Origin of the sequence: Marinobacter sp. F4216 (assembly GCF_019931195.1) — a bacterium.
GTDB lineage: Bacteria > Pseudomonadota > Gammaproteobacteria > Pseudomonadales > Oleiphilaceae > Marinobacter > Marinobacter suaedae.
Map to the genome: position 1 here is coordinate 553,261 of NZ_JAIOUO010000002.1, position 23,974 is coordinate 577,234.

The 23,974-nt window shown below is 56.3% G+C and carries 22 protein-coding genes; 9 read left to right on the top strand and 13 right to left on the bottom strand.

Annotated elements, in window-relative coordinates:
- The first annotated feature begins 3 nt into the window (after nt 1–3).
- From K8I84_RS03040 to K8I84_RS03070, 7 genes are all read left to right on the top strand, one after another.
- A complete protein-coding gene (locus K8I84_RS03040) occupies nt 4–2,379 on the top strand; it encodes an ABC transporter permease (protein ID WP_223793242.1) in 2,376 nt (791 codons plus the stop codon).
- 48 nt (nt 2,380–2,427) lie between these two features.
- On the top strand, nt 2,428–3,633 hold the full coding sequence (locus tag K8I84_RS03045) for an efflux RND transporter periplasmic adaptor subunit (RefSeq protein WP_223793243.1): 1,206 nt from the start codon (nt 2,428–2,430) through the stop codon (nt 3,631–3,633).
- Nucleotides 3,634–3,669: 36 nt separating this feature from the next.
- Nucleotides 3,670–4,284: a DUF2238 domain-containing protein gene (locus K8I84_RS03050; protein WP_223793244.1), complete on the top strand. Its 615-nt coding sequence runs from the start codon at nt 3,670–3,672 to the stop codon at nt 4,282–4,284.
- Between the two features lie 278 nt (nt 4,285–4,562).
- Nucleotides 4,563–5,363 carry a C39 family peptidase gene (locus tag K8I84_RS03055; RefSeq protein ID WP_223793245.1) on the top strand — a complete coding sequence of 267 codons (801 nt, stop codon included), beginning with the start codon at nt 4,563–4,565 and terminating at the stop codon, nt 5,361–5,363.
- A 53-nt stretch (nt 5,364–5,416) separates the two neighbouring features.
- A complete protein-coding gene (locus K8I84_RS03060) occupies nt 5,417–6,427 on the top strand; it encodes a transporter (RefSeq protein ID WP_223793246.1) in 1,011 nt (336 codons plus the stop codon).
- A gap of 36 nt (nt 6,428–6,463) precedes the next feature.
- Nucleotides 6,464–8,089 (top strand): OmpP1/FadL family transporter, encoded by a 1,626-nt coding sequence (locus K8I84_RS03065; protein WP_223793247.1) that lies wholly within the window; start codon nt 6,464–6,466, stop codon nt 8,087–8,089.
- A 113-nt stretch (nt 8,090–8,202) separates the two neighbouring features.
- A complete protein-coding gene (locus tag K8I84_RS03070) occupies nt 8,203–9,156 on the top strand; it encodes a MalM family protein (protein WP_223793248.1) in 954 nt (317 codons plus the stop codon).
- Between the two features lie 9 nt (nt 9,157–9,165).
- On the opposite strand, the gene K8I84_RS03075 is transcribed toward K8I84_RS03070, so the two are convergent.
- From K8I84_RS03075 to K8I84_RS03085, 3 genes are read right to left on the bottom strand one after another with little or no spacing between them, the layout of a single operon-like run.
- Nucleotides 9,166–10,197 carry a polysaccharide deacetylase family protein gene (locus K8I84_RS03075; protein WP_223793249.1) on the bottom strand — a complete coding sequence of 344 codons (1,032 nt, stop codon included), beginning with the start codon at nt 10,195–10,197 and terminating at the stop codon, nt 9,166–9,168.
- Nucleotides 10,198–10,230: 33 nt separating this feature from the next.
- Nucleotides 10,231–10,896, bottom strand: coding sequence for a DNA-J related domain-containing protein (locus K8I84_RS03080; protein ID WP_223793250.1), 666 nt, complete (start codon nt 10,894–10,896; stop codon nt 10,231–10,233).
- 27 nt (nt 10,897–10,923) lie between these two features.
- On the bottom strand, nt 10,924–11,568 hold the full coding sequence (locus K8I84_RS03085; RefSeq protein ID WP_223793251.1) for a TetR/AcrR family transcriptional regulator: 645 nt from the start codon (nt 11,566–11,568) through the stop codon (nt 10,924–10,926).
- A gap of 75 nt (nt 11,569–11,643) precedes the next feature.
- Between K8I84_RS03085 and ttcA the strand changes: the two genes are divergently transcribed.
- A complete protein-coding gene (ttcA, locus tag K8I84_RS03090) occupies nt 11,644–12,570 on the top strand; it encodes a tRNA 2-thiocytidine(32) synthetase TtcA (protein ID WP_223793252.1) in 927 nt (308 codons plus the stop codon).
- Nucleotides 12,571–12,573: 3 nt separating this feature from the next.
- Here the strand turns inward: ttcA and K8I84_RS03095 are convergent, their stop codons facing one another.
- The 9 genes from K8I84_RS03095 to ccoN all read right to left on the bottom strand — a co-directional run bounded on the left by K8I84_RS03095 (nt 12,574) and on the right by ccoN (nt 21,251).
- On the bottom strand, nt 12,574–13,263 hold the full coding sequence (locus tag K8I84_RS03095; protein WP_223793253.1) for a sulfite exporter TauE/SafE family protein: 690 nt from the start codon (nt 13,261–13,263) through the stop codon (nt 12,574–12,576).
- Nucleotides 13,260–13,511, bottom strand: coding sequence for a cbb3-type cytochrome oxidase assembly protein CcoS (gene ccoS / locus K8I84_RS03100; RefSeq protein ID WP_223793254.1), 252 nt, complete (start codon nt 13,509–13,511; stop codon nt 13,260–13,262). Before ccoS ends, K8I84_RS03095 begins: the two co-directional genes overlap by 4 nt.
- 34 nt (nt 13,512–13,545) lie before the next feature.
- The gene (locus tag K8I84_RS03105) at nt 13,546–15,996 is read right to left on the bottom strand and encodes a heavy metal translocating P-type ATPase (protein ID WP_223793255.1); all 2,451 of its coding nucleotides are present in this window, start codon (nt 15,994–15,996) and stop codon (nt 13,546–13,548) included.
- Complete coding sequence (locus tag K8I84_RS03110; RefSeq protein ID WP_223793256.1) at nt 15,993–16,505, bottom strand: FixH family protein; 513 nt, start codon at nt 16,503–16,505, stop codon at nt 15,993–15,995. Before K8I84_RS03110 ends, K8I84_RS03105 begins: the two co-directional genes overlap by 4 nt.
- 47 nt (nt 16,506–16,552) lie before the next feature.
- Nucleotides 16,553–17,983, bottom strand: coding sequence for a cytochrome c oxidase accessory protein CcoG (ccoG, locus tag K8I84_RS03115; RefSeq protein WP_223793257.1), 1,431 nt, complete (start codon nt 17,981–17,983; stop codon nt 16,553–16,555).
- A gap of 132 nt (nt 17,984–18,115) precedes the next feature.
- Nucleotides 18,116–19,009 (bottom strand): cytochrome-c oxidase, cbb3-type subunit III, encoded by an 894-nt coding sequence (gene ccoP / locus K8I84_RS03120; protein WP_223793258.1) that lies wholly within the window; start codon nt 19,007–19,009, stop codon nt 18,116–18,118.
- Nucleotides 19,006–19,191 carry a cbb3-type cytochrome oxidase subunit 3 gene (locus K8I84_RS03125; RefSeq protein WP_223793259.1) on the bottom strand — a complete coding sequence of 62 codons (186 nt, stop codon included), beginning with the start codon at nt 19,189–19,191 and terminating at the stop codon, nt 19,006–19,008. The genes ccoP and K8I84_RS03125 overlap by 4 nt, the downstream gene beginning before the upstream one ends.
- 5 nt (nt 19,192–19,196) lie before the next feature.
- Entirely contained in the window at nt 19,197–19,808 is a 612-nt protein-coding gene (ccoO, locus tag K8I84_RS03130; RefSeq protein ID WP_223793260.1) for a cytochrome-c oxidase, cbb3-type subunit II, read from the bottom strand.
- A 15-nt stretch (nt 19,809–19,823) separates the two neighbouring features.
- Nucleotides 19,824–21,251 (bottom strand): cytochrome-c oxidase, cbb3-type subunit I, encoded by a 1,428-nt coding sequence (gene ccoN, locus K8I84_RS03135; RefSeq protein ID WP_223793261.1) that lies wholly within the window; start codon nt 21,249–21,251, stop codon nt 19,824–19,826.
- A gap of 225 nt (nt 21,252–21,476) precedes the next feature.
- Here ccoN and K8I84_RS03140 point away from each other — a divergent pair, with 225 nt between their 5' ends.
- On the top strand, nt 21,477–22,121 hold the full coding sequence (locus tag K8I84_RS03140; RefSeq protein WP_317848192.1) for an alpha/beta family hydrolase: 645 nt from the start codon (nt 21,477–21,479) through the stop codon (nt 22,119–22,121).
- Here the strand turns inward: K8I84_RS03140 and K8I84_RS03145 are convergent.
- Complete coding sequence (locus K8I84_RS03145) at nt 22,118–23,830, bottom strand: diguanylate cyclase (protein WP_223793262.1); 1,713 nt, start codon at nt 23,828–23,830, stop codon at nt 22,118–22,120. The two genes, K8I84_RS03140 and K8I84_RS03145, sit on opposite strands and share 4 nt — an antisense overlap.
- Nucleotides 23,831–23,974 lie beyond the last annotated feature (144 nt).

Sequence of the window (23,974 nt, forward strand, 5' to 3'; positions counted from 1 at the left end):
CTGATGCTTTCAGTATCCGGAGTCCTCAATACCAAGGTTGTTCGTGAACTCTGGCAGATGAAAGGCCCTGTGCTGGCCATAGCATTTGTGATCGCCGGCGGGGTGGCTGTTTGTGTCATGTCCATTCTGTCCTATAGCACTTTGTCGATAACCCGTGCCCAGTATTACGAGCAGTACCGCTTTGGGGAGGTATTTGCGACGATCAAGCGAGCACCGGTTCATCGATTGCAACAGATGAAGTCGGTTCCGGGCGTTGCTGAACTGAGCGACCGGGTGGAGGGCGGAGCGAAATTGCGAATGCCGGGATTCGACGAGCCAGTGTCTGCCCGAATCATTTCACTGCCCCGTGAAGGACAGCCCTCGCTTAATCGTCTGTTCGTCCATCGTGGGCGCTTGCCGTCACCCGGACGCAGTGCGGAAGTTGCGGTGATTGGCTCTTTTGCGGAGGCCCATGACCTTAAGCCTGGTGACCGCTTTCCGGCGATTATTAATGGACGGGAACAAACGCTGACCGTTACCGGTGTGGTGGAATCGCCCGAGTTTATTTTTGTGATTCCGCCTGGCGGCCTGCTTCCGGACTTCCAGCGCTTTGGCGTGCTCTGGATGAGTCGGGATGATCTGGCCGCCGCCATGGAGATGGAGGGCGCGTTCAACAGTGTGGTTGTTCGGGTCCGGTCAGATCATTCTCTGGCAAGCGTGATCGATGCATTGGACCGCACGCTGGCACCTTTTGGGTCCACCGGTGCCTATGCCCGTGTTGATCAGGTGTCCCACCGCTTCCTGAACGACGACCTTGAGCAACTCAAGATCATGGCGACCCTGCTGCCGGCGATTTTCATGAGTGTGGCCATGTTTCTTCTGAATGTGGTCATTTCCCGGCTGGTCAATACGCAGCGCGACATCATCGCCGTCCTGAAAGCGTTCGGGTATACCACCCGACAGGTCGGCCTGCATTACAGCAAGCAGGTGCTGGTCATTGCAGCCCTGGGGCTGGTACTCGGTATCGGTGTTGGTTTGTGGCTTGGCCGCGCCATGAGCGAACTTTATATGGAGTTCTATCGGTTTCCTGGTCTTGCCTACCAGTTGCATCCCGTCTGGTTGCTGCTGATAACCGTGCTGACTTTTCTGGTGTCGCTCCTGGGTGGCTGGCGGGCGATCCGCCAGGGTACGGCACTGCCTCCAGCCGAGGCCATGAGACCGGAAGGCCCCGCCAGGTTCACGGTGACGACCGCTGAATCATGGTTATCCGGTATTCGTTGGTCCCAGCCGTCACGCATGATCCTGCGTCAGTTTGCCCGCCGGCCTGTACGAGCAGGCTTGTCGATCATAGGGGTCGCCATGTCAACGGCAACCGTGCTGGTCGGAAATTTCCAGTTCGATTCAGTATCCCTGATGGTGCAAACCCAGTTTGCTTCCGTCCAGAAGCAGGACATGACTGCAACTCTGGTTGATCCGGTTAATGCTGCTGCGCTCTATGGCATCCAGCGCCAGCAGGGAGTGCGCTTTGCCGAGGGGCGTCGAACAGTGCCGGTAAAGCTGATCAATGGTCACCGCCAGTGGCGCAGCGCGCTAACGGGCATTCCGAAAGATGCCGAACTGCAGTTTGTGCTGAACGAACACCTGGAATCGGTGCCATTGCCGGTGGGTGGGGTGCTGCTTACGGACTACCTCGCCCGCGAGTTAAATGTTCAGCCCGGGGACTGGCTGACTGTGGACATACTTGAAGGCGAGCGACGAAGTGTTCAGGTCCAGGTGACAGCGGTTACCGGGGAATTCCTCGGCACCGGTGCTTACATGCGTATCGATTCTCTGAACCGGTTGCTTGGCAACGGGCCGCTGATCAACCAGATCTTGCTGACCAATGATCCCGATGATGAAACCCATGTGTTTCGCGAGCTCCGGGATACGCCAGGAGTGGCGGGGGTTGCAACACGTCGTGCCATGCTTGAGAGTTTTTACGACACTCTGGGAAAGACGTTCCTGACGTTCACGTTCTTCAATAGTTTACTGGGCGGGATCATCGCTTTTGGGGTGATATACAACACCATCCGAATTTCCTTGGCGGAAAAGGGCCGGGAGTTGGCCAGCCTGAGGGTGCTGGGTTATACCCACCATGAAACCGCCCATATTCTGTTCGGTGAAGTGGCCGTTGTTCTGATTGCTGGAATTGGCGTCGGTTGGTTGATTGGCCAGGGGCTCGCCTACTGGCTAACGACAGCCATGCAAACAGAGCTATACCGTGTGCCGTTGATCATCACTGGGCAGACGCTGGGGATCTCTGCAGCGGTGGTGCTTGTGTCCGCGCTTGTTTCCGGGGCGGTCGCCTGGCGTCGACTGCGAGCTCTGGACCTTGTGGCTGTTTTAAAAACCAGGGAATAGTTCAATTGGGAGAGCGATCGGAGCAATCCGAGGCGGAACAGATAACAAATGACTGATCAGCGTGCTGTTGGAAAATGGATCTTCTGGTTGGCTTTTGCGGGACTCGTGGCCGCAGCCCTGTTTTGGGCTATTCGCCCCGAGCCAGTCTGGGTTGATCTGGCGGAGGTAGAGCGTGGACGCTTCGAGGTGTCGATAACCGAGGAGGGCAAGACGCGCGTCAAGGACCGATATCTCGTCTCGTCACCGGTTGCAGGGTACCTGCATAGGGTGAATTTCGATATCGGCGATCCGGTAAAACCCGGACAGTTGCTGACAGAAGTCGACCCAATGCCCGCTGGTATTCTCGACGCCCGCAGCAGAGCGGAAGCCGAGGCTCGGGTGGGAGCTGCTCGCTCCGCACTCAACTCTGCACGTCAGAAAGTCGCGGCGGCTGAAGCCGAGGCTCGCTTTACGGCTGATGAACTAAACCGGCTTGAGTCACTGAATCGCCAGCAGTTTGTCTCCGAGGAGCGTCTGCAACAGGCGGTGGCGGCCAAAAACCGGGCACAGGCCTTTCTGAATTCTGCCAGGTTTGATGAAGAAGTCATGGCCCATGAACTGGCCGCTGCACGAACACGACTTGAAGTGTCGGCTGCCCATTCCGATGGTGGGGAAGCTCTGGAGCGTGTCGGTGTGCGCTCACCCGTTCAGGGCGCGGTTCTGGGCATAATCCGGACAAGTGAAGGGGTAATTCAGGCTGGTGAACCCATCCTGGAGGTGGGGGATCCCGAGGCCCTGGAGGTGGTGGTTGATGTACTGAGTTTCGACGCGGTGAATCTGGCTCAGGGCGGGAATGTTCGACTGAGTGGCTGGGGTGGACAGACGCTGCAGGCTGTCGTCAGTCGGGTGGAGCCGGTTGGGTTTGAGGATGTGTCGGCACTTGGCGTGAAAGAGCGAAGGGTGCAGGTAGTGGCCGATATTATCAGTCCGGCGGAGAACTGGGAGGCATTGGGTGATGGCTATCGTGTAGATGCCACCTTCGTTCTCTGGTCGGAAGATGATGTGGTACAGGTGCCTGCATCGGCGGTGTTTCAGAATGATGAAGGAACCTATGTGTTTCGGGTAAGTGAGGGCAGGGCGCAGCAAGTTCAGGTATCTGAAGGCGAAAGCAACGGTCTTTATACCGCTATTAGTGACGGGCTTGCTGTCGGGGATCGGGTGATTCGCCATCCTGACAGAAACCTTGAGGACGGTGATCGCGTTCGCGCACGCTGAACACACATTGATGACTCTGACAAGGAAAGGAATTCCATGACCCGATTTTCAGTTTCCGGTGTTGTCTGGTTCGTGATCTTTATTGCGGTACTGGTGTGGTCTGCGATCGAACCAAAGGACCGCGCGACCTGGGTATTGGAGGTGCTGCCTGCGGTCGTTGGTTTGTTTCTGGTGGGCTGGTGTGTCCTGCGTTTTCCACTGACGCCGCTGGTGTATTGGATGATTTTGCTACATGCCGTGATTCTGATGGTGGGCGGACACTACACCTACGCCGACGTTCCCCTTTTTGACCGGTTCAGTGAATGGTTCGGCTGGCAGCGCAACAACTATGACAAGCTAGGTCATTTTGCGCAGGGCTTCGTTCCTGCACTCATCGCCAGGGAACTGGTCATTCGTTTCGAGGTGTTCAGTAACCGGGGCTGGATGTCGTTTTTTGTTGTGTGTTTCTGTCTCGCATTGAGCGCGTTCTATGAGCTGATCGAATGGTGGGTAGCCCTGGTCAGTGACGAGGCTGCCGACGCGTTTCTGGGTACCCAGGGGTATGTCTGGGATACACAGTCTGACATGGCCTGGGCGCTGTCAGGCTCCATTCTGGCACTGGCTTTGCTGTCCCGTCTGCACGATCAACAAATCCTCGAATTACATCGTTAGCCTTCAACCACGTAGCCGCCCTGAAGCGGAAAATCCGCTTCGGGATATCCACGGTTGCTGGACGACCTTGCTCTCGCAATCACGCCACTTTTGCCATTCGTAATCCAGCGTCGGTTAGTCTTGAACCAGTTCTCACCACGGGTTTTCGTGGCCCCCTCTGCAGGGATAGATTTGAGGCACAGTTATCTTTAAGAGCTCAGTCTTTTCGGTATCTTACCGTAACAACTTGTAACCCCTAATAAACCGCCAAACGAATAAAAACAGGGACGTCTTCTGACATGCTGCTGGTGCTCGCCGGATCCATTCTCACATTCACCATAGTGCAAGAAGCCACTGTGGTTGAGCCCATCGAAAAGGGCACCATCGTGATTGAGCAGGACGTCGATTCCGGGCCAGTAGAGTTTCGCACTGACGTTCGGGTTGAGCCGCTGGTCGAGCAGAAATACCGGAATATTGTTCGCCAGGCCTATGACTACAGTTGCGGCAGTGCCGCGCTGACCACGGTTCTCAATTTCTACATCGGGCGGCAACTTAATGAGCGTCAGGTGATGGAAGGCCTGTTGCACTACGGGGAAAGCGAGCGGATCGTTGAGCGCCGGGCGTTTTCGATGCTGGATATGAAACGACTGGTCACGGCATTGGGCTATCCGGCTGGTGGTTTTCGAGCAGGGATTGATGACCTGCGAGATCTGGATCATCCCGCCATCGTGCCGATCAACCATGCAGGGTTTAAACATTTCGTCGTGCTCAGGACCATTCGGGATGGTCGTGTTTTTCTGGCGGACCCTGCGGTCGGGAACATTTCGTTCCCGCTGGCGGAATTCGAAGAGAAGTGGGACGACAACGTGCTCTTTATCGTGTTTCCCGGGAGCGATAAGCCGCTCGACAACCTGGAGTTGAAGGAAGAAGACCTTCGCTTTGTGGACGATCAGACCCTGACGCTTCTGGCTCTGGATCAGATTCCAGAATTTCACGAGGCGACAGAAAGACGTATCCAGAACCTGTTGGAACGTCAGAAAAACAATCCGGACGGTACCGTTGAGAACACGCGGAAGCAATTGCATTACCGTCGTCATTAATTTGCCGGGTAACGCACTCGGATCAGGAAAAATTATAAAGAAAGGGAGTCAGGATGAATCGTTGGTTTGTGCGAGGCGTTATCCTTGTTTCCACGGCTAGCTTCCTGCCGGGAGTAGCCCTGGCGCAGCAATCTAGCGTGGAGCAGGCGCGGGAGGCCTTGGCCAAACAGAAGGGGGACGAGGATTCGTCCAGCCAGCTCGAAGAGGTTTTTCAGGCTGCTGAGAAGAATTATTCACTGCAGCAGAAGGGTACTCACTCACTGAATTACTCGTTTGATTACTCCTATACGGGCGACCAGCGACTCGACCTTGATCTTATTGATGGCGCGATACGGAATCTGGATGTCGTGCCATCTGCAACCCACAGTTTCACGAACTCTTTTTCTTACGACTACGGTCTTCTGAATAACCTCACGGTCGGAACCCGGATTCCGCTCGTGGTGAAGTATGACACTCAGGATGAACTCTCCGTTTATGATTTCGGGGATATTTCATTTACTGCTCGTTGGCAGCCATTTGCTTACGTTCCGGGGCGGATGTCCACCACCTTCTTCGGCACTTTTACGACCAAAACCGGTGTGAGTCCTTACGAGATTGATATAAAGGAACAGCTCTCTACAGGGAGTGGGTACTACTCTGTAGCCGGGGGAACGAGTTTCTCAAAAGTTCTGGATCCGGTCGTGATCTTTGGGTCTACCAGTGTTACCTACAATTTTTCCGTGGATGGCCTTGATCAGGTGCGTGGCGCCAGACGCCTTGTAAGTGTCGACCCGGGCTTTAGCCTCTCCGGATCCGCCGGTTTTGCCTATTCGCTTTCCTATGACATTTCGTTGAGTGTCTCTACCCAGTTCAGCTATAGCGACGAAACAGTCCTTACCTTCAGCCGGGGTGGCCAGGCCGTTGCTCAGGATCAGATGTCGGGCTTCCTGAGTATGTCCCTTGGAACACGGGTGAGCGATACCACAATTGTGAACACCAGCGTGGGGATCGGCTTGACCGAGGACGCGCCGGACTTCTCCCTGGGAGTCTCTCTACCCATTGATTTCTCTGGTCTCAAAGAGTGATGAGCTCCGACGTTATGCGGGAAAGGGAAGGTTTTCATGGGAAGTTCTAGCTACAAGCGGACGTTACTTGCAGCTCTCGTTGCCGGGTCGATCTCTGGTGGGGCCAGTGCCCAACTTGCGCAGAATCTTACGATTCATCCGAAGGCGATCTCACTGGGCAATGCGGTGACTGCAGATCCCCCGGGTATGATGGCTATTCACTATAACCCTGCCGGGTTGACCAAGCTTGATGATCGCCAGCTTGAAGTGAACCTCCTGAATGTTTATCTGGACATCGATGCCGACTTCATGGCGCCAGAAGGGTATGAGATTTTTGGCATCGATGGTTTGGAAACGGATCCATTGACTGGCAAGCAAAAGGATCCAGTGGCCAATACGCACAGCCATACCAATACGCTCGCATTGTTTGTGCCGGGCTATGGCATTTTGAGAATGCCTCCAGGCCCGGGTGTGGCTCCGTCTGCGGGGATCAGTATTCAGCCTCCGGGATCAAAACTGACTTTCGCCAACGCATTTTATCTCCCATTTGTTGCTGGTTATTACCGGGATAAGGATGACTCCGGCCGCTATCAGGCCCAGGCCAACGCGCTGCAGCGAACGACTTATCTTTCACCCACCGTTGGTTACGAGATTAATGACGAATGGTCGGTTGGTGCGGGGATACATCTGTCCCATATGGGCGTTGCCGCCGACCAGTTCATGCGGGCACCGAACATGCTGTTGGGTGTTGCGGAAATCCTTCAGGATGCGTTTAACTGCGAAAGCGGAAATGAGCCACTGGCACCGTGGATTGCCCTGTGCGGGGGTAACATAGGCCCGTGGGACGACATTGGTGCACTGAGTATTCAGGTTCAGGAAACCATATCGCCGACCTACACCCTGGGTGTTATGTGGGAACCAACGGATTGGTTTTCGTGGGGGGCCAGCTATTCCTCCGAAGCCGACATGAACCTCAAAGGCACCTTTGAGATTCAGTATACGGATGACTGGTCCGGTTTCTGGCAGGGCTTGAACAGCTCCGTTCTTGGTGCAATCAGTGCGGCAATCCTCAGCCTGCCGTCCGGTGCGCCCAAAGAAGCTGGTAACGTGAGTGCGGATCTCGTCTACCCCCAGCATTTTCAGACAGGCATCAGCGTTGATGTCCACCCGAAGCTTACCCTGAATGCCGATATTGGTTGGACGGATTTTGCTCAGTGGGATGCTTTTGAGTTCAAGTTCGACCGGAACCTGGAATTCCTGAACGCGGCTCGAATCTTGTCGCCAGAGAATGCGACCCCCAACTCTTTGCGTTTGCCGCTTGGATTCAAAAGCACCTGGAACTGGGGCTTTGGTGCAGAGTTTCATGCGTCAAGCCGATTGGATCTTAGAGCTGGTGTAGAGATACGGGATTCAGCCATTCCCGATGACCAGATGCAGGTTTTGGCGCCCTTGGGCGATGCAAAACTGTATAGTCTGGGTATGGGCTATAAGTGGGATCGGGATACAAATGTCGATCTGTTCCTGGCCTACATGCAGACCATCGAATACATACCTGCCAATGGCAGTTGTAACGTCAACTGCGATAACCTGACCAACATCATCTATAACCCATACGCAGGACTGGATATTAAAACCTCGATGAGGATAGCCATGGCTGGCCTCAGTTTTCGAACCAAGTTCTGACGCGGTTGGCTGAAGTTACCAAGTGGAATCGTTGGATGAGAGCAGTTCTGCCAAATAAAGTGGTTTTGGCGTCTCTGATAGCTTTTATGGTTTCAGGTTGCCAGATTGGCGGAGTGCCCGTTTCTGACAGGGACGGCTATTTCACCTGGGTTGATGAAATGGGGCGCGTCCAGTATTCCCGGATTGTTAATGATCCGGAGGACGAAAATGATGCCAGCGAAGATCCTGTCCACGCCAAACTAGCGGAAGTCCCTGCTGAATCCCTCGACGAAGACTCCGAATTTACCCTCGAGAATTATCCCGACGGTAATCAGCTCGAGCGAGATGGTTACATTCGACCTGGTGAGCCTTTGCCCTATTTCACCTGGCGGGACGCAGAGGGAAATGTCCGGGTCAGCTATTTCCGTCCGGACACTCGTTCGGAGTTGGAGAAGGGAACCGTCGCCGCACCGGTTGAGCTTTCTCCCGCCAGTATTTATCAGACCGGGTCGTCAGTCATGCCTTTGCCGGATCAGGTCGAAGGGGCTGATCCCAATGCGTTTGCTATTCTTGGAATCGAATCCGGCGCTGACGACTACCTGGCCCGCTTTGGCGAATCCTGTTGCCTTGCGTTGAGAAGGGGCGAACACTCAGAGTGGCAGCAGGGGCGGGCGTTCGGAGTTGATATTTCCGAAGATTCGCCAGCCCATGACTTCCTGTCAGGAAGCAGCCCCTATCATCTTGTGGCGTTGTCCAGCGTCATAGACCAGCCCGATTTTATTATGCGCCTTCGTTCCTACGCATCGGATGGGGTGTTTGTTCCATCCTTGTTGTTCCTGGACCGTGATTTTCAGCCACTGCGTCTGGTGACGGATATGGTCAGCGCCTACACCCCGGAGTCCTGGAGTCGGCTCGGATTTCTCGAGTCGTTTATTCCGGTTTTCCCGGGCGAAGGCGAGCGCTGGGTCGTTATTTTCACCCGGCAGGAAGACTTGGCCGGGCAAACAGTCGTCGAGGGGCGCAGGGGGCCCCGCGCTATACCCCACATCGCTGCGGGTGAACTGGGGCTCATGAGGGTTGAGGACTGAAACCCCTGGCTAGTCCTCTGGCTGATTGAGGTCGAGCCATGGCTGAGACAGCCAGTAATACCGCCCGGTCCCGTCGGGGTAGGTGCAGTTGTAACGGAAACGTCGAGTATCAAACGCTTGTGAAGCACGAATGCTGGCGCTGCTGTCATTTGCCTTCACCTTGATTCTTCCCATACCCGAGCCAAAGCAGTTCAGGCGCTCGGGGCTGAAGCCAGCGGGCAGCTGAAGTGACAGGTGGGGCGGGTTGTCTTTGATCACGCTGTCTGGAATTTGATCTGCTGACACAGGCAAGGCCCTGCTCAGCAGTTTGGTTTCGAGTGATTCAAGCCGACCAAAGGCGTTGGCCATGGGAAACCGGGGCAAGCGTGTTGGCGACGAGGAGGGACCGATAGCTCCGGAATGTTGACCGAAACCATACCAGTTTCTTTCGGCGATGTGCTGTTCCAGCGCCCGGTCAAACTCGCCATAAGGGTAGGCAAACATGGATGCCGTGGTGCCCACGTTTGTTTTGAGGGCCTGCTGTGCCTGGTCGAGGCTTGCCTCGATACGCTTTTTCCAACCATCCATGGATTCATCTAACCTCCGAGCCAGGTGGCCGTGGTCTGCACTGTGATTTGCCAGCGTTACCAGCTCATTACCGGCCAGCTCTTCCAGTTGCTTCCAGGTCAGATAACCGGGGGATCCTATTGCTTGGGTATTGACGAACACCGTAAACGGATAGTTGTGTTCGGCCAGGGTCGGGAGCGCATTGCTAATAACCGATTCGTAGGCGTCATCGAAGGTCAGGGCGATGCGATTCTCTTCGTCGAGATTGCCGGCCAGGGCATCCTGAGTGCCGCTCTCCAGAACTACGACCTCCAGTCCGAGCCGGGAAATCATGTCCATCTGGGCATCAAACAGGGATGGCGATGTGCTGGTGGCCGGAGGGGTTTTGTCGCTGACATGATGGTATTGCAGGACCACAAGGTCAGCTGAAAGATAACCAGGGACCAAAAGAATTGCCAAAAACAGGACAAACTGATGGATCAGTCGAAAAAACATGGGGCTTCCTCAAGAAAACTATACCGCGTTGAGTTAGCAGCCGCGATTGAAGTGAGTTTTGAAAACGGAGAAGGCTTCATTTAGCCGCTGAATTTCCCCGGTATCGCCGCCGCGATCCGGGTGAGCCTGCATCACGGCGCGCCGGAAGCGGTGTTTTACCTCGGAAAAAGACGTTGGTATACCCTCGAAATTGAGAACTGCCGAGGCGTGTTTCAGGTCGCCTTCTGCCGGTTTGCGCCCGGTTCTGCCAGCCCGGAAATCGTCCATCATTTGCTGAATGACGGAGTCTCCTAGCTGGTAGTGCGAAAGATCCAGATAAAACTCCCGGAGCTTGTCAGTCGCATCCGGTAGCCCGTCTCCACTGACCATCGGTTGGGCCGAGAGGCTTATGTTGAGCGGTGCAATGCTGAGGCTCATATCCGAGTCGGCCAGCTGGTCCCGCAGGCGAAAGAGCACGTGAAACAGCAAAAAGTGAACGGGGTAAAGTTTCTCGGGTTCGCTGAACTGGATGCTACCGAATAATTCCCAGGGGGGATTCTGCAGTGCTTTCAACAAATGTAATTCGCTCATGCCATCCGGTGCCTGCCTGAGCTCGCGCTCGACAGCCACCATCAGGTGCAGGATTTGTTGTTCCAGGGTTTGATGATAGGCACCCGGCACATCATTACGACGCCGGGCGGAAGGGCTAGGATGGTTCATGGCCCAATCTTAGGGTACTTGGACCGTTCAGGAAACCTTCGTTAGCTCCGGAATTCCCCCGAGGAACAGCGCAGTCGAAAACCGTGCCGCGCGATGTGCCTCGGTGTCCGCCGATTCCGGTTTCTGGTGAGCTCGCCTGGCAACTTTCAGGCTGAGTTCGTATGCCACTCCGAAAAAAGCTGCGCACAGGTATTCGGTATCGATATCCGGCAGGAGCCCGCGTTCCTTGGCTTCCTGCACATCGGCTTCAAGCGACAGCATACTTAATCTGAGCAGGCCCGAGCCGAACAGCTTCTGCAGGGCCTGGTCATTGCGGTGCGCTAACTCGTAGATCAGGGGATCCCTGGCCGTCGCTGAATAGAGCGCTAGGTAAGCCGAGTGGATAAACTCGTTGGTAGTTCCCGCAGAGCGCCGGCTTTTGGTCAGGTCCTGATTCATTTGAGTCAGGAAATCCGTTAGCAGGGCAACAAATATGTCCTGCTTACTGGAGAAATAATTGTAGAAGGTGCCGGCAGCCAGGCCGGTGCGTTTTATGATGTCCCGAATGGTTGCGTTGTCGTAGCCCAGTTCGCTGAAGCATTCCCGGGCCGCATTGAGAATGGCTTTGCGGTTTCGAATCCGGTTCTGCTCTCTTTTCCCCGGGAGCTTCCGGTTTTTTGGCAACATATCCATGTTGTTTTCCTGTATGTCACTGCATCCTTGTGACGAGTATAATTCGTCGCTCGTAAATTTCTGAACCTGATGGGTATGTCCAAAGCAATGATTGCCAGTCCCGAAACAACACAGGGCTCCGAGTTGGAGCGCCGACAGAAGCTGGAGCTGAACAAACTGCAGAAGCGTCTGCGCCGAGAGATGGGGCAGGCCATTGCTGATTTCTCGATGATTGAGGCCGGCGATAAAGTCATGTGCTGCCTGTCCGGAGGCAAGGATTCCTATGCCATGCTGGACATTCTGCTGAATTTGCAGAAGAGCGCCCCGGTTTCCTTTGAGCTGATTGCTGTCAACCTTGATCAGAAGCAGCCGGGTTTCCCGGAGGAGGTATTGCCGGGGTATCTGGAAACGCTGGGTATCGAGTACCACATCATCGAGAAGGATACCTACAGTATTGTTAAGGAAAAAGTGCCCGAAGGGAAGACCACCTGCGGCCTTTGTTCGCGCCTACGTCGCGGAATTCTTTATAATTTTGCCGAAGAGCACGGAGTGACCAAGATCGCACTGGGGCACCACCGCGACGATCTTCTGGAAACTCTTTTCCTGAATATGTTCTATGGTGGCAAGCTGAAATCCATGCCGCCAGTGCTGCACAGTGATGACGGCCGGAACACCGTCATTCGACCTCTGGCGTATGCCCGTGAAAAAGACATTGCCCGTTATGCCGCCCTGCGGGAGTTTCCGATTATTCCGTGTAATCTCTGTGGCTCGCAGGAAAATCTGCAACGGCAGGTGATCAAGGATATGTTTCAGACCTGGGATAAGCAGCACCCCGGGCGTCTCGAAACCATGTTCCGGGCTATGTGCAACGTAGAGCCTTCCCACTTGGCAGACAACGACCTGTACGATTTCCGCGAAAACAAGCGGCTTGGGGGCAAGCGCCAGGCCGTCGTTCAGGGTGTTGAGGCCTGCGAGCCTGCCGAAGCAACCGACTATGGGCGGCTGGACGTACTCAATATCTGACGTTTAGTGGCCTGCAAGCCAGGGCAGGGGGAGGGTCCAGATCCCAAAGAGGATCAGGAGCACGCCCGCTGCCCGGCGCACACCGGTGCGTCCCTGTAATGCTTTGATCCAACCAGCAGCATAACCTGTGGCCAGCATGGAAGGCAGGGTGCCCAGCCCGAAAAAGACCATGGTCAGGGCTGCTGAACCGACCGTGGGTTGAAGCGCTGCCCAGCCAAGGGTGCTGTAGATCAGCCCACAGGGCAACCAGCCCCATAATGCACCCAGTGCCAGAGCCTGCCCCGTATGGTGTACGGGCAAAAAGCGCTGGGTAAGCGGGGAGAGGCGTTTCCAGATCGGGGCTCCCACGCGCTCCACGTAACGAATTCCCTGCCACCACTGGCCCATCGACAGTCCCATCAGGATCAGAAGCGCCCCCGCTATACTCCTCAAAACCGGCGCCAACTGGGACCATTGATGGGCTGCAGAAGTACTCGCGAGGGCAACGATGGCTGCGATGAGCGCATAGCTGGTGATTCGGCCGCCGTTAAACGCCAGCAGCATCAGGGTTTGTCGGAGCCGGAATCCCTGCCCAACGGGCAGGGCCATGGACAGTGATGCACTGATTCCACCGCACATACCGAGACAGTGGGCGCTGCCCAGCAGTCCGATCAGAAACGCGCTTGGGTAACTGAGGTAAAGCTCCGGGCTCATGCGTCTTTGGTCGGGTCCTTGGCGCTGTTTGCCACGTCATCTTCTGTATTGGCGGAAGTGCCAGGGGAGGTCGATTTGTCGACGCGAGCCTCGTCCGGAATCTTGTCCTCGTCATCATCGTAGAGGATGCGGTGTGCAGGCCCTTCAAGGTCGTCGTACTGGCCGCTCTTTACCGCCCAGGAAAAGAGCAGGATGCCAATGGCCACCACCAGCAACACCAGGGGGACAAGAATAATGACTATTTGCACGATCTAACCTCTTGGACACTATCCGGCTACGGTATCAGGACACAAGCTGTGCGCCAACTCTCGCGCCTTCTTCCGGGGCGTGAAGCAGGGGTGGGCGGGCCAGGCGAAGAGCATTCAACACCACCACCAGCGAGCTTGCAGACATGCCAAGGGCTGCAAGCCAGGGCGGTACCATTCCTGCCGCGGCCAGGGGCAAGGCAGTTACGTTGTAAACCAGTGCCCAGATCAGGTTCTGGCGAATCACCCGGCGGGTATCCTGACTGGTCTTGATGGCTTCGGAGAGCTGGCTCAATTGGCCATTCAGTAATACCGCGTCCGCATGCAGCTGGGTCAGGTCGGCGGCCGAGCCCATGGCCACGGAAATGCCCGCGCCCGCCATGGATGGCAGGTCGTTGATGCCATCCCCCACCATCATGACTTTATGACCCTGCTCGCTTAAATCCTGCAGCACCTCGAGTTTTCGTTCCGGCGATGCTTGCCCAATGGCGTCATCAATCCCCAACGCCGTAGCCACCTGTTGGACGTGATTCGAGCGGTCGCCACTGAGCAGCATAACCCGGATACCGCGATCTTTGAGATCGGCTATGGCCTTCTGGGCGTCTGCCCTGGGCTGGTCGTCGAGGCAGAAACAGGCCAGCCATTCTGAGCCTGAGGCCAGCCAGACCTCCATGCCGTTCGAGGATTCCACGCTCGGGGCGGGCAGCTCTGTCTGGGACTGAACAAATTCCCGGTGACCGATGTACAGGGCTTTTTCGCCAAGGGTGCCTGACAATCCTCCTCCCAAGTGATTCTGTACCTGACTCACGCTGGTGGCGGACAGGTCACTGAAAACCCTGGCAATGGGGTGCTCGGAGTGCCGTTCGAGCCCTGCGGCGAGCTTCAGACAACTCGCTTCGTCTATGCTCCCGGTTACCTTGACGGAAGCCAGTCTGAGCCGGCCTTCGGTCAGTGTGCCGGTTTTGTCGAACACCACCGTGTCGATGGCATTCATGGATTCCAGGGTATGGCCCCTCGTTGGCAGAAAGCCCAGTCTCCGGAGTTTCATGGTGGCGGCAGTGATGGCGGTCGGCGTTGCCAGTGACAGAGCGCAGGGGCAGGTCACCACCAGTACCGACAGGGTGATGTCGAATGCGTTGTCGGCACCTGCCAGCCACCAGCCAATCCAAACGACCGGGGCTAGAATCAGGACGCGTCCCACAAACTTGCCGGCCATCTGATCTGCCATGCGGGCCACCGGTGGCTTCTCGGATTGCACACGATCGAGCACCCGAAGGATTCCGGACAATCGTGTCTGAGAGCCGGAACGGGTGACTTCCACATCAATCGGGTTTTCCCCATTAACGCTACCCGCGTGCACGGTATCGCCTGTTGACCGGGTTTCGGGCAGGTATTCGCCGGTGAGCGCCGCTTCATTGAGGGTGGAGTGGCCGCTGACAATCGTGCCATCGACAGGTAGCGTTTCACCGGGCCGAACGCGAACGGTGTCGCCCGGCCGGATCTCGTGGGCCGGAACCACGCTGGTATCTCCGTCCTGAACCCTGGTGGCAACGGTGGGCTGGAACCCGGCGAGTGCGTTGCCGGTCAATCCCGCCCGGAATCGTGCGCGGACTTCGACGTAACGGCCCAGTAGCAGGAAGAAGGTGAACATGCACACCGACTCAAAATACACTTCCTCACCCCCGACGGCCGTCACCCAGGCGCTGGCCAGATAGGCCAGGCCAATAGCGATAGCCACGGGAACGTCCATGGTCAGGTGCCGGGACTGGATATCCCGCCGGGCATTCCTGAAAAACGGCGCGGCGCTGTAAAACACCACCGGTGTGGTGATCAGAAAGCTGACCCAGCGAAAGAAGCTGACAAAGTCGGAGGATAAGTCGTTCACCATCTCGAAGTAGAGCGGGAACGCCAGCATCATACTCTGGAATGACCCGATGCCGGCCAGAGTCAGTCGGATCAGCATCGAGCGATGCTCGGATCGTAACTGCTGCTCCACCTCGTCAGCCCGATAGGGACGGGCTGTGTAGCCGAGTTCGTGGATGGCGATCAGCAAATCGCTGAGTTTTGCCTGATCCTGGGCCCAGACCAGCCGGGCGCGCTGGGTGCTGTGATTCACTGAAAAAGACAGCACGCCAGTCTGTTTCTTCATGTGGTTTTCCAGCAGCCAGATACAGGCGGCACAGGTGATACCACCAATCAGCAACTGGGCTTCCTGGCCGCCCTTTACCGGCGAGACAAATGCCTGCTGGATGAGCGGGTGATCGAGTTCGCGGATCCGTTCCAGTTCCGGTTTGGTCAGTTGCCTGGGGGTGACGGCGGGCTCAGTACGGAAGTTGTAGAAGCCGGTGAGCCCTTCGGCTTGGATGGTTTCGCACACGGCTTTACAGCCCTGGCAGCAAAAGTGGCGCGATTGCCCGTCGAGCTCCAGGGTGATGGGCGGCTCACCGGCCGCCGGTTCACCGCAGTGGTAACAGGCCGGTGAGGTCACTCCTGCTCAGCGTCCTTTGCCTTGATAACCAGGGACTCCTTGGGCAGCCAGGCTTCGCCTTTCAGGCGCCACGTGTTGTCCGGGCCACGCAGGTCGAAATACCAGCGGCCATCGATATCTTCCAGCAATTGCGCCTCATACCTGCCGTTGCCGATAGCGCGAAACTGAACAGTGCGGTCGTACTTGGAGAGCGTGGGGTGGAACAGGTTAAGGATCAGATAATCGAAGTCTGCTGCACCCTCGTCGGAATTCAGTGAGAGGGTAACCTGACGGCCATCAAAGGCCATGTCGCCGGTCAGGCCCAGGTCAGTGGCCTTCTGGTCCCGGGCGATCTCATAATTGATGCCTCGTCCCTGCTTGGAATAATCGTCGGTCACCATGGTGTCTTCCATGTTCAGGGCGACAGTCAGCATGACGGCGCACCAGGTGATAGCAGCCAGGGGGAAAATGGTCAGGAACCAGAACCAGGGTTGGCGGTACCAGGGTGCGACCGGGGATTGATCAGACATGTTACTCATTCTCTTGGTAATACATTGAGAGCTTGGGATTTAAAAATTCAAGGCTTAGGACCGACAAACCGGCTTTCGGTTTCCAGTACCAGGGTTGAGTCCACTTCTGACCGCGCCTCAAAGAAGATGGTGTGATTGCTGGTCTTTATGGACTCGGGTGGTACGTCCACCACGGTCGGGAGTGATCGGTTCTCGCCGCTTTCGACGGTCACGGTTTCTTGCGTCAGGATCTTTATGCCTTCAAGGCCGCGAACGGAAAGACTGAAAGTCTGGGGAACTTCGGTCATGTTGGCGATCTTCAGGGTATAGGAGTTCTCGATCCGACCTTGGCCGTTGAAGCTGAAGAGCGCACCGCGGTCTCTGAGGGCATCAAGCTGTGCGGGAACCCGTGTTGCTATGGTAACAGCGACCGCCGAAATCATCAGTGCTAGCGCAGCGCCGTAACCAAACGTGCGTGGGCGAAGCAGTTTGGAGGACTTGCCCTCAAGTTCGTTCTCCGTGGTATAGCGGATCAACCCCTTGGGATAGTCCATTTTTTCCATGATCTCGTCACAGGCATCAATGCAAAGGGCGCACCCGATACATTCGTATTGAAGCCCATCTCGAATGTCGATGCCGGTCGGGCACACCTGCACGCATTGGCCGCAGTCAATGCAGTCGCCCAACCCCGTTTCAGCTGGTGAGACCCCTTTCTTGCGGCCGCCGCGGGGCTCCCCGCGGTTGGGATCATAGGAAACAACTCGGGTATTAGGGTCAAACATCACGGACTGGAATCGGGCGTAGGGGCACATGTACAGGCAGACCTGCTCACGCATCCAGCCCGCGTTCAGGTAGGTGGCAATGGTGAAGAAAAGGACCCAGAAATAAGCCCAGCCGTTGGCCTGGAAGGTAAACAGGTCGGCGATCAATTCTCGAATTGGGTAGAAGTAGCCGACAAAGGTAAGACCGGTCGCCAACGCTATCAGCACCCAGACAAGGTGCTTGGTCGATTTGCGTGCGAGCTTTTCACCGGACATGGGGGCCTTGTCCAGCTTCATCCGCTTATTGCGGCTGCCTTCGATGCGCTCCTCGACCCACATGAAAATGAAGGTCCATACAGTCTGTGGGCAGGTATAGCCACACCATACCCGGCCAAACAGGGTGGTGATGAAAAACAGGCCGAACGCACTGATGATCAGCATTCCGGACAGCAGAATGAAATCTTTCGGGTAGAAGGTGGCCCCATACAGGTGAAACTCACGGGCGGGAAGGTCGAAATGAATCAGCGGCTGGCCATCCAGTGTGATCCACACGAACAGGAAGTACATGCCCATCAGAAGGGTAAGACTGACGTTCCTTATCCGCTGGAAGAGGCCTTTGACTTCCTTGACGTAGATTTTCTTGCGACTGGCGTAGAGTTCTACGGTTCCGGTGTTCTTATTTTTATCGGAGGGGTCAGAGGATGGGTCAACCTGTTTGACCGGAATCTCACTGCTCATCAAAACCTCCCGATGAAAGACAACCTGCGGTTCAGGGATGTTGTGTCCTTTGATCCGCTCCTGTCTGAACCCGGTCGCTTCCGGATGCAGGCGGGAGAAGACCAGGCCGGGGCTGGGCCCCGGCCGGATCAATCAGTCGTTAGACAGACTGTAAACGTAAGCAGCGAGAATCTGGATCTGGTCGTCGGTCAGACGGCCGCTCTGGGCGGGCATCTGGTTCTGGCGACCATTGACCACGGTCTCTTTAATCCACTCGTAGGTAGAACCGTAGAGCCAGACGTCGTCGGTCAGATTGGGGGCACCGACTGCTTCCATGCCCTTGCCTCCCGGGCCGTGGCATGCGGCGCAGCCCTGTGCGAAGACTGCCTTACCAGCTTCAGCCGCCTCTGCGTCTTTTTCACGACCGCTGAAGCTGAGCACGTAGTTGACGACCTGGTCCACTTGCTCGTTAGTCATGTTCGGCATGACGCCCTTAGCAGGCATATTACCCATACGACCGTTGTGCAGGGTTTCCAGGATTGCCTCGGGCGTACCGCCGTACAGCCAGTCGTCGTCGGTCAGGTTGGGGAAACCCACCTGTCCGCGAGCTGCTGTGCCATGACAAACGGCGCAGTTGTTGGCGAACAGACGCTGGCCGATCTTCAGGGCATCCTCGTTGTCAGCCAGTTCGGCCACGGGTGTATCACCATACTGTGCGTAGATTTCGCCAAACTTCTCTTCGGCTTCCGCAACTTCCGCTTCCCACTGGTTGTGGGCGGTCCAGCCTAGCAGACCTTTCCAGTTACCGAGGCCCGGATAGAGGGCCAGGTATCCAAGGGCGAATACGCAGGTTGCGAGGAACAGATAGAGCCACCATTTCGGCATCGGGTTATCGTATTCCTCAATGCCATCAAAGGAGTGCCCCATGGTACGGTCGGTCTCGACGTCTGTGGTCTGACTCTTGCGAACTGCCCACAACAGCCAGGCACAGCCGAAAATCGTACCGAGCACGATCACGCTGATCCAGATGCTCCAGAAGGTACTCATTGCTTTTTCTCCGTTTTTTCCTGATCAAGAGTCCGCTGGTCAGCTTCTTCATCGTCGAATGGCAGGTGTGCCGCTTCGTCATTGGCCTTCTTGCGGTGGGCGCTATAGGCCCACCAGACGATGCCAAGGAAGATGGCCATGACCACAAGGGTGTGAATTCCGCGAAACTCGTTTAAATCCATGGGGGTCACCGCTTCTCTGTAATCACAGTACCGAGCTGTTGCAGGTACGCGACCAGAGCTTCGATTTCAAACTTGCCTTTGACCTCATCTTCCGCATTGGCGATTTGCTCATCGGTGTAGGGCACGCCCAGAGTCTGCAGGGTTTCCATCTTGCCTGCGGTCTTGGTGTGGTCTACACGATCTTCAAACAGCCATGGGAAGGCCGGCATATTAGATTCCGGTACCACGCTGCGCGGATCGTACAAGTGCTGACGCTGCCAGGCGTCGGAATAACGGCCACCGACACGAGCCAGGTCTGGACCGGTTCGCTTGGAGCCCCACAGGAACGGGCGGTCGTACACAAACTCGCCCGCCACGGAGTAGTGGCCATACCGCTCGGTTTCCGCACGGAAGGGGCGGATCTGCTGGGTATGGCATACGTGGCAGCCTTCACGGATGTAGATGTCACGTCCCTCCAATTCAAGCGCAGTGTAGGGCTCAAGGCCTTCCACCGGCTCGTTGGTTTCTTTCAGGAAGAACAGGGGAACTACTTCCACCAGGAAGCCACCGCTGATCGCAAGAACGATCAGCACGATCATCAGACCGAGGTTCTTTTCAACAATTTCGTGTTTATGCATCTGGTGTCTCTCCCGTTACGCCGCTTGAGCTGCCGCATTGTCAGCGGCTGGCTGCTTATTGCGAACGGTCATGTAAACGTTGTAGGCCATAATCAGCATGCCGGTCAGGAAGATAACGCCGCCAAGGAACCGGACGAGGTAGCCCGGGTAGGACGCTTCCAGAGATTCGACAAAGCTGTAGGTCAGGGAGCCGTCTTCGTTCACCGCGCGCCACATCAGGCCTTGCATGATGCCGTTAACCCACATGGCCACGATGTAAAGCACGGTGCCTACGGTCGCCAGCCAGAAGTGAACGTTGATCAGTGCGGTGCTGTACATGCTCTGCAGACCCCAGAGCTTGGGAATCAGGTGATAAACCGCACCAATGCTGATCATGGCAACCCAGCCCAGCGCACCGGAGTGCACGTGGCCAATGGTCCAGTCAGTGTTGTGAGACAGCGCGTTAACGGTCTTGATAGACATCATCGGTCCTTCGAAGGTGGACATGCCGTAGAAGGACAGGGAAACCACCAGGAAGCGCAGGATCGGGTCGGTGCGGAGTTTGTGCCAGGCACCGGACAGGGTCATCATGCCGTTGATCATACCGCCCCAGGAGGGAGCAAGCAGGATCAGGGACATCACCATGCCTGCGGTTTGGGCCCAATCTGGCAGGGCAGAGTAGTGCAGGTGGTGACCGCCGGCCCAGACGTAAGTGGCGATCAGTGCCCAGAAGTGAACGATGGACAGACGGTAGGAGTAAACCGGACGGTTAGCCTGCTTCGGCACGAAGTAGTACATCATGCCCAGGAAGCCGGCGGTCAGGAAGAAGCCTACTGCGTTGTGGCCATACCACCACTGCATCATCGCGTCTGTCACACCTGCGTAGGCAGAGTAAGACTTGAAGGCGCTGGCCGGCAGGGCCAGGTTGTTACCAATGTGAAGGCAGGCCACGGTGATGATGAACGCACCGTAGAACCAGTTGGCGACATAAATGTGCGGCGTGCTGCGTTTCATCACGGTGCCGAAGAAAACCAGTGCGTAGGTCACCCACACCACGGCAATGGCGATGTCGATCGGCCATTCGAGCTCAGCGTACTCCTTGGCGCTGGTAAGGCCCAGCGGCAGGGTGATAGCGGCTGCCACGATGATCGCCTGCCAGCCCCAGAAGGTAAAAGCAGCAAGGCTATCGGAAATCAAGCGTGCCTGACACGTGCGCTGGACCACGTAATATGAGGTCGCGAACAGGGCACTTCCACCGAAGCCGAAGATAACGGCGTTGGTGTGCAACGGCCGCAGACGGCCGAAGTGGGTAAAGGGAAGGTCGAGGTTGAGGGCTGGCCAGTAGAGTTGCGCTGCGATCAGCACGCCCATGGCCATTCCTACAATACCCCATACCACTGTCATGATGGCAAACTGTCTCACCACCTTGTAGTTGTATGTCAGGTTTGCATTCACTGTGCTCATAGCCTTACCAATGGATTTAGAGTGGGGAAATATGCGGGCGCAAGTATGGAGAAACCATTAGCTCTTTGCAATGACTCAGGTCAACTCCTCAACCCAGTTAAGTGCGCGCAAATCAGCAACATGGCATCCTTGGCGACCAAGGTATTTATACGGAATGCCAGAAGGCAAAAGGTCGCTGAGTGACCTGTAATGATAGACCCTGATTTGGTGAAGGTGAAAATTGTAGTGTGGATAAAAAAACAGGGCTTTGAAAATCATCCCAGAGCCTTTCTGGTTCTGGCTCACGGAGCGGGTGCACCGGCTGATTCGCCGTTTATGGAAACGCTGGCAGACGCACTGGAAGCGCAGGGTGTCGCCACCGTTCGCTTCGAGTTTCCTTATATGGAAAAACGGCGAGAAGACGGCAAGAAGCGTCCGCCGGATCGTCAGCCCAAACTGCTTCAGTGCTTCTCCGAGGTGGTTGAGTCGGTTCGCAAGGATATTCCCGGTAGCGCCCTGCTGCTGGTTGGCGGTAAGTCCATGGGCGGTCGAATGGCCAGTATCCTGGCGACTCAGCGCGGAGGCATTGATGGGGTGATCGGCTTCGGTTATCCGTTTCACCCGCCCGGAAAGCCGGATCGCTGGCGTACGGACCACTTTGACAAGATCGACTGTCCGTTTCTGGTGATTCAGGGTACCCGCGACCCGTTCGGCAAGCGGGACGAGGTCGAAGAGCCTGAGCGGTCTATAGAGCGTGCTGATTTGCACTGGTTGGAAGGTGGGAATCACGACTTCCAGCCCCTTGCCAAGCAGCAGAGCAGCCAGCGGACCCTTATAGAAGAGGCCGCTGTCGCTTCAGGTCGGTTTGTCGAGAATATTCTGGCGGGCTAGGCCAGATTCAGTATGGTGCTGCTTGCGACGGTAACACGGTTGCGCCCGTCGGATTTGGACTTGTACAGGGCTTTGTCCGCCCGTTTGAAAAGGTCGGTGATGCTTTCGTTGGCATTCAGGGCGGCAATGCCAGCGCTCACCGTGATGGATGTGAAATCACCATCCGGTGTCTCTACCTCGGTGTTCTGGATGTCGTCCAGAATGTTCTCGCAAACGCTGAGCGTGCCGGTTAAGTCCGTATCCGGCAACAACAGGGCAAATTCCTCGCCACCGAACCGAACAGCCATGTCCCGCGGGCGCTGGGCGTGTTTCTTGAGCACTTCTGCAATCATCTGGAGGAAGACATCGCCAAAGCCGTGCCCCCAGGTGTCGTTGATTCGCTTGAAGTGGTCCGCATCAATCAATGCGATGGTCAAAGGGGCTCCTTTTCGGATGGATTCGGCGCGAAGTTCTGGCAGCCGGGTGTCCATGTGACGCCGGTTGCTCAGGCCGGTCAGCGAATCGTTGAGGCTGAGCACGGCCAGCTGGCGGTTGGCTTTTTCAAGTTCCCGCATGGTATTTCGCAGCTGGGAGGTGCGCTCGTGAACCTTGGATTCCATTTCCGATCGAGCCCGGGATTCAACCGCGAGCAGCTTCTCGTTCAGCAGGCGCCAGCGTTGCACCATGGCGTAGTTCAGTAGCACAACCTGGCCGCCTACGGCGGTCTGCATCATTGCCTCGGTGGCCAGGAAGTTGGGAATGAAACCAAAGGCGGCCAGAGCGTATATGACCACGCCGACCAGCATGGTGATCCAGGCCGATACGTACCAGAGTGCCGGCTGGTAGCCTTGTCGAAGTCTGGCTATTGAAACCAGCATCATGCAGGAGATGACTGCCACGCCAAGAATGGTGTTCATGGCGATAGTCGTCGTGTAGGGCAGGATAAAGGTCAGAACAAGAAAACCGCTGGACACCCAGATCAGGCTGGTCATGATGCGATCAGGCCATGTCTTTTTGCCGGCTTCAAGGAAAGAGCGGCTGAACAACAGCATTGCCAGGGAACAGAGTGCCAGGCTCACCGGAATCGACGTGTTGGCCAGGTCCGGGGTGTCTGGCCAGAAATACTGATTGGCGAAACCACCCATGGCGAACATGAACAGTCCCAGCGTGGTCATAAAAAAGGCGCTGTGGAAGTAATAGACCGTACGGGAGCTGAAGAACAGCAGTATGTTGAATACGGCAAGGATCAGCAGAGCACCGTAGAACATACCGTGAGTCATGGTGAGCTTGTTGCTCTCGCCAATGACCTCGTCCGGCGTAACCAGTGAGAGAGGGACGTTCAGCGCGCCGCTGCTTTGAATGCGCAACGTAATGGTGCGGGAACCGTCGGGCCCGAGGGTGACGGGCAGAAGGAAATAACGATAATCTACGGCCCGTGTGTCAAAAGCGTGGCGGTCGCCTGTTGCCATCGTGGCTGGGGTCGCGTGACCGGACTGCCAGAAGGTGACGTTGTCCAGCAACGGGTAGCTGAGTTTCAGGTACCAGAATCCGGTTTCCTCAGCGGTGTTCTTCAGGTTTACCTGAATCCAGTAGACCGAATCTGTTTGGGTGAATACGAGGTCGTGGCCCTGGGCACTGCTCCAACTCATGTCATTGGGCAGTTGAGTGGGAGACTGGGCGGTGTATGCGGGCGTCTCAGGGGAGGCTGTGTGGTAACACACGTAAGTCATCAGAGATTGCCGGGCACGGTCGTCACTGGCATCGAGCGTGGGGCAGCTATTCTTTTTTGTAGTTGTATCAGCAAAACCCAAGGCAGGTAAAAGGCACAGGCCAAGGGCCAAAAACAGGCGCAATACCGACGACATCATCAGTCC

Coding starts and splice junctions, on each gene's coding strand:
- K8I84_RS03040 (WP_223793242.1), top strand. CDS start 4: ATGCTTTCAGTATCCGGAGTCCTCAATACCAAGGTTGTTCGTGAACTC.
- K8I84_RS03045 (WP_223793243.1), top strand. CDS start 2,428: ATGACTGATCAGCGTGCTGTTGGAAAATGGATCTTCTGGTTGGCTTTT.
- K8I84_RS03050 (WP_223793244.1), top strand. CDS start 3,670: ATGACCCGATTTTCAGTTTCCGGTGTTGTCTGGTTCGTGATCTTTATT.
- K8I84_RS03055 (WP_223793245.1), top strand. CDS start 4,563: ATGCTGCTGGTGCTCGCCGGATCCATTCTCACATTCACCATAGTGCAA.
- K8I84_RS03060 (WP_223793246.1), top strand. CDS start 5,417: ATGAATCGTTGGTTTGTGCGAGGCGTTATCCTTGTTTCCACGGCTAGC.
- K8I84_RS03065 (WP_223793247.1), top strand. CDS start 6,464: ATGGGAAGTTCTAGCTACAAGCGGACGTTACTTGCAGCTCTCGTTGCC.
- K8I84_RS03075 (WP_223793249.1), bottom strand. CDS start 10,197: ATGTTTTTTCGACTGATCCATCAGTTTGTCCTGTTTTTGGCAATTCTT.
- K8I84_RS03080 (WP_223793250.1), bottom strand. CDS start 10,896: ATGAACCATCCTAGCCCTTCCGCCCGGCGTCGTAATGATGTGCCGGGT.
- K8I84_RS03085 (WP_223793251.1), bottom strand. CDS start 11,568: ATGGATATGTTGCCAAAAAACCGGAAGCTCCCGGGGAAAAGAGAGCAG.
- ttcA (WP_223793252.1), top strand. CDS start 11,644: ATGTCCAAAGCAATGATTGCCAGTCCCGAAACAACACAGGGCTCCGAG.
- K8I84_RS03095 (WP_223793253.1), bottom strand. CDS start 13,263: ATGAGCCCGGAGCTTTACCTCAGTTACCCAAGCGCGTTTCTGATCGGA.
- K8I84_RS03110 (WP_223793256.1), bottom strand. CDS start 16,505: ATGTCTGATCAATCCCCGGTCGCACCCTGGTACCGCCAACCCTGGTTC.
- ccoG (WP_223793257.1), bottom strand. CDS start 17,983: ATGAGCAGTGAGATTCCGGTCAAACAGGTTGACCCATCCTCTGACCCC.
- ccoP (WP_223793258.1), bottom strand. CDS start 19,009: ATGAGTACCTTCTGGAGCATCTGGATCAGCGTGATCGTGCTCGGTACG.
- K8I84_RS03125 (WP_223793259.1), bottom strand. CDS start 19,191: ATGGATTTAAACGAGTTTCGCGGAATTCACACCCTTGTGGTCATGGCC.
- ccoO (WP_223793260.1), bottom strand. CDS start 19,808: ATGCATAAACACGAAATTGTTGAAAAGAACCTCGGTCTGATGATCGTG.
- ccoN (WP_223793261.1), bottom strand. CDS start 21,251: ATGAGCACAGTGAATGCAAACCTGACATACAACTACAAGGTGGTGAGA.
- K8I84_RS03145 (WP_223793262.1), bottom strand. CDS start 23,830: ATGACTTACGTGTGTTACCACACAGCCTCCCCTGAGACGCCCGCATAC.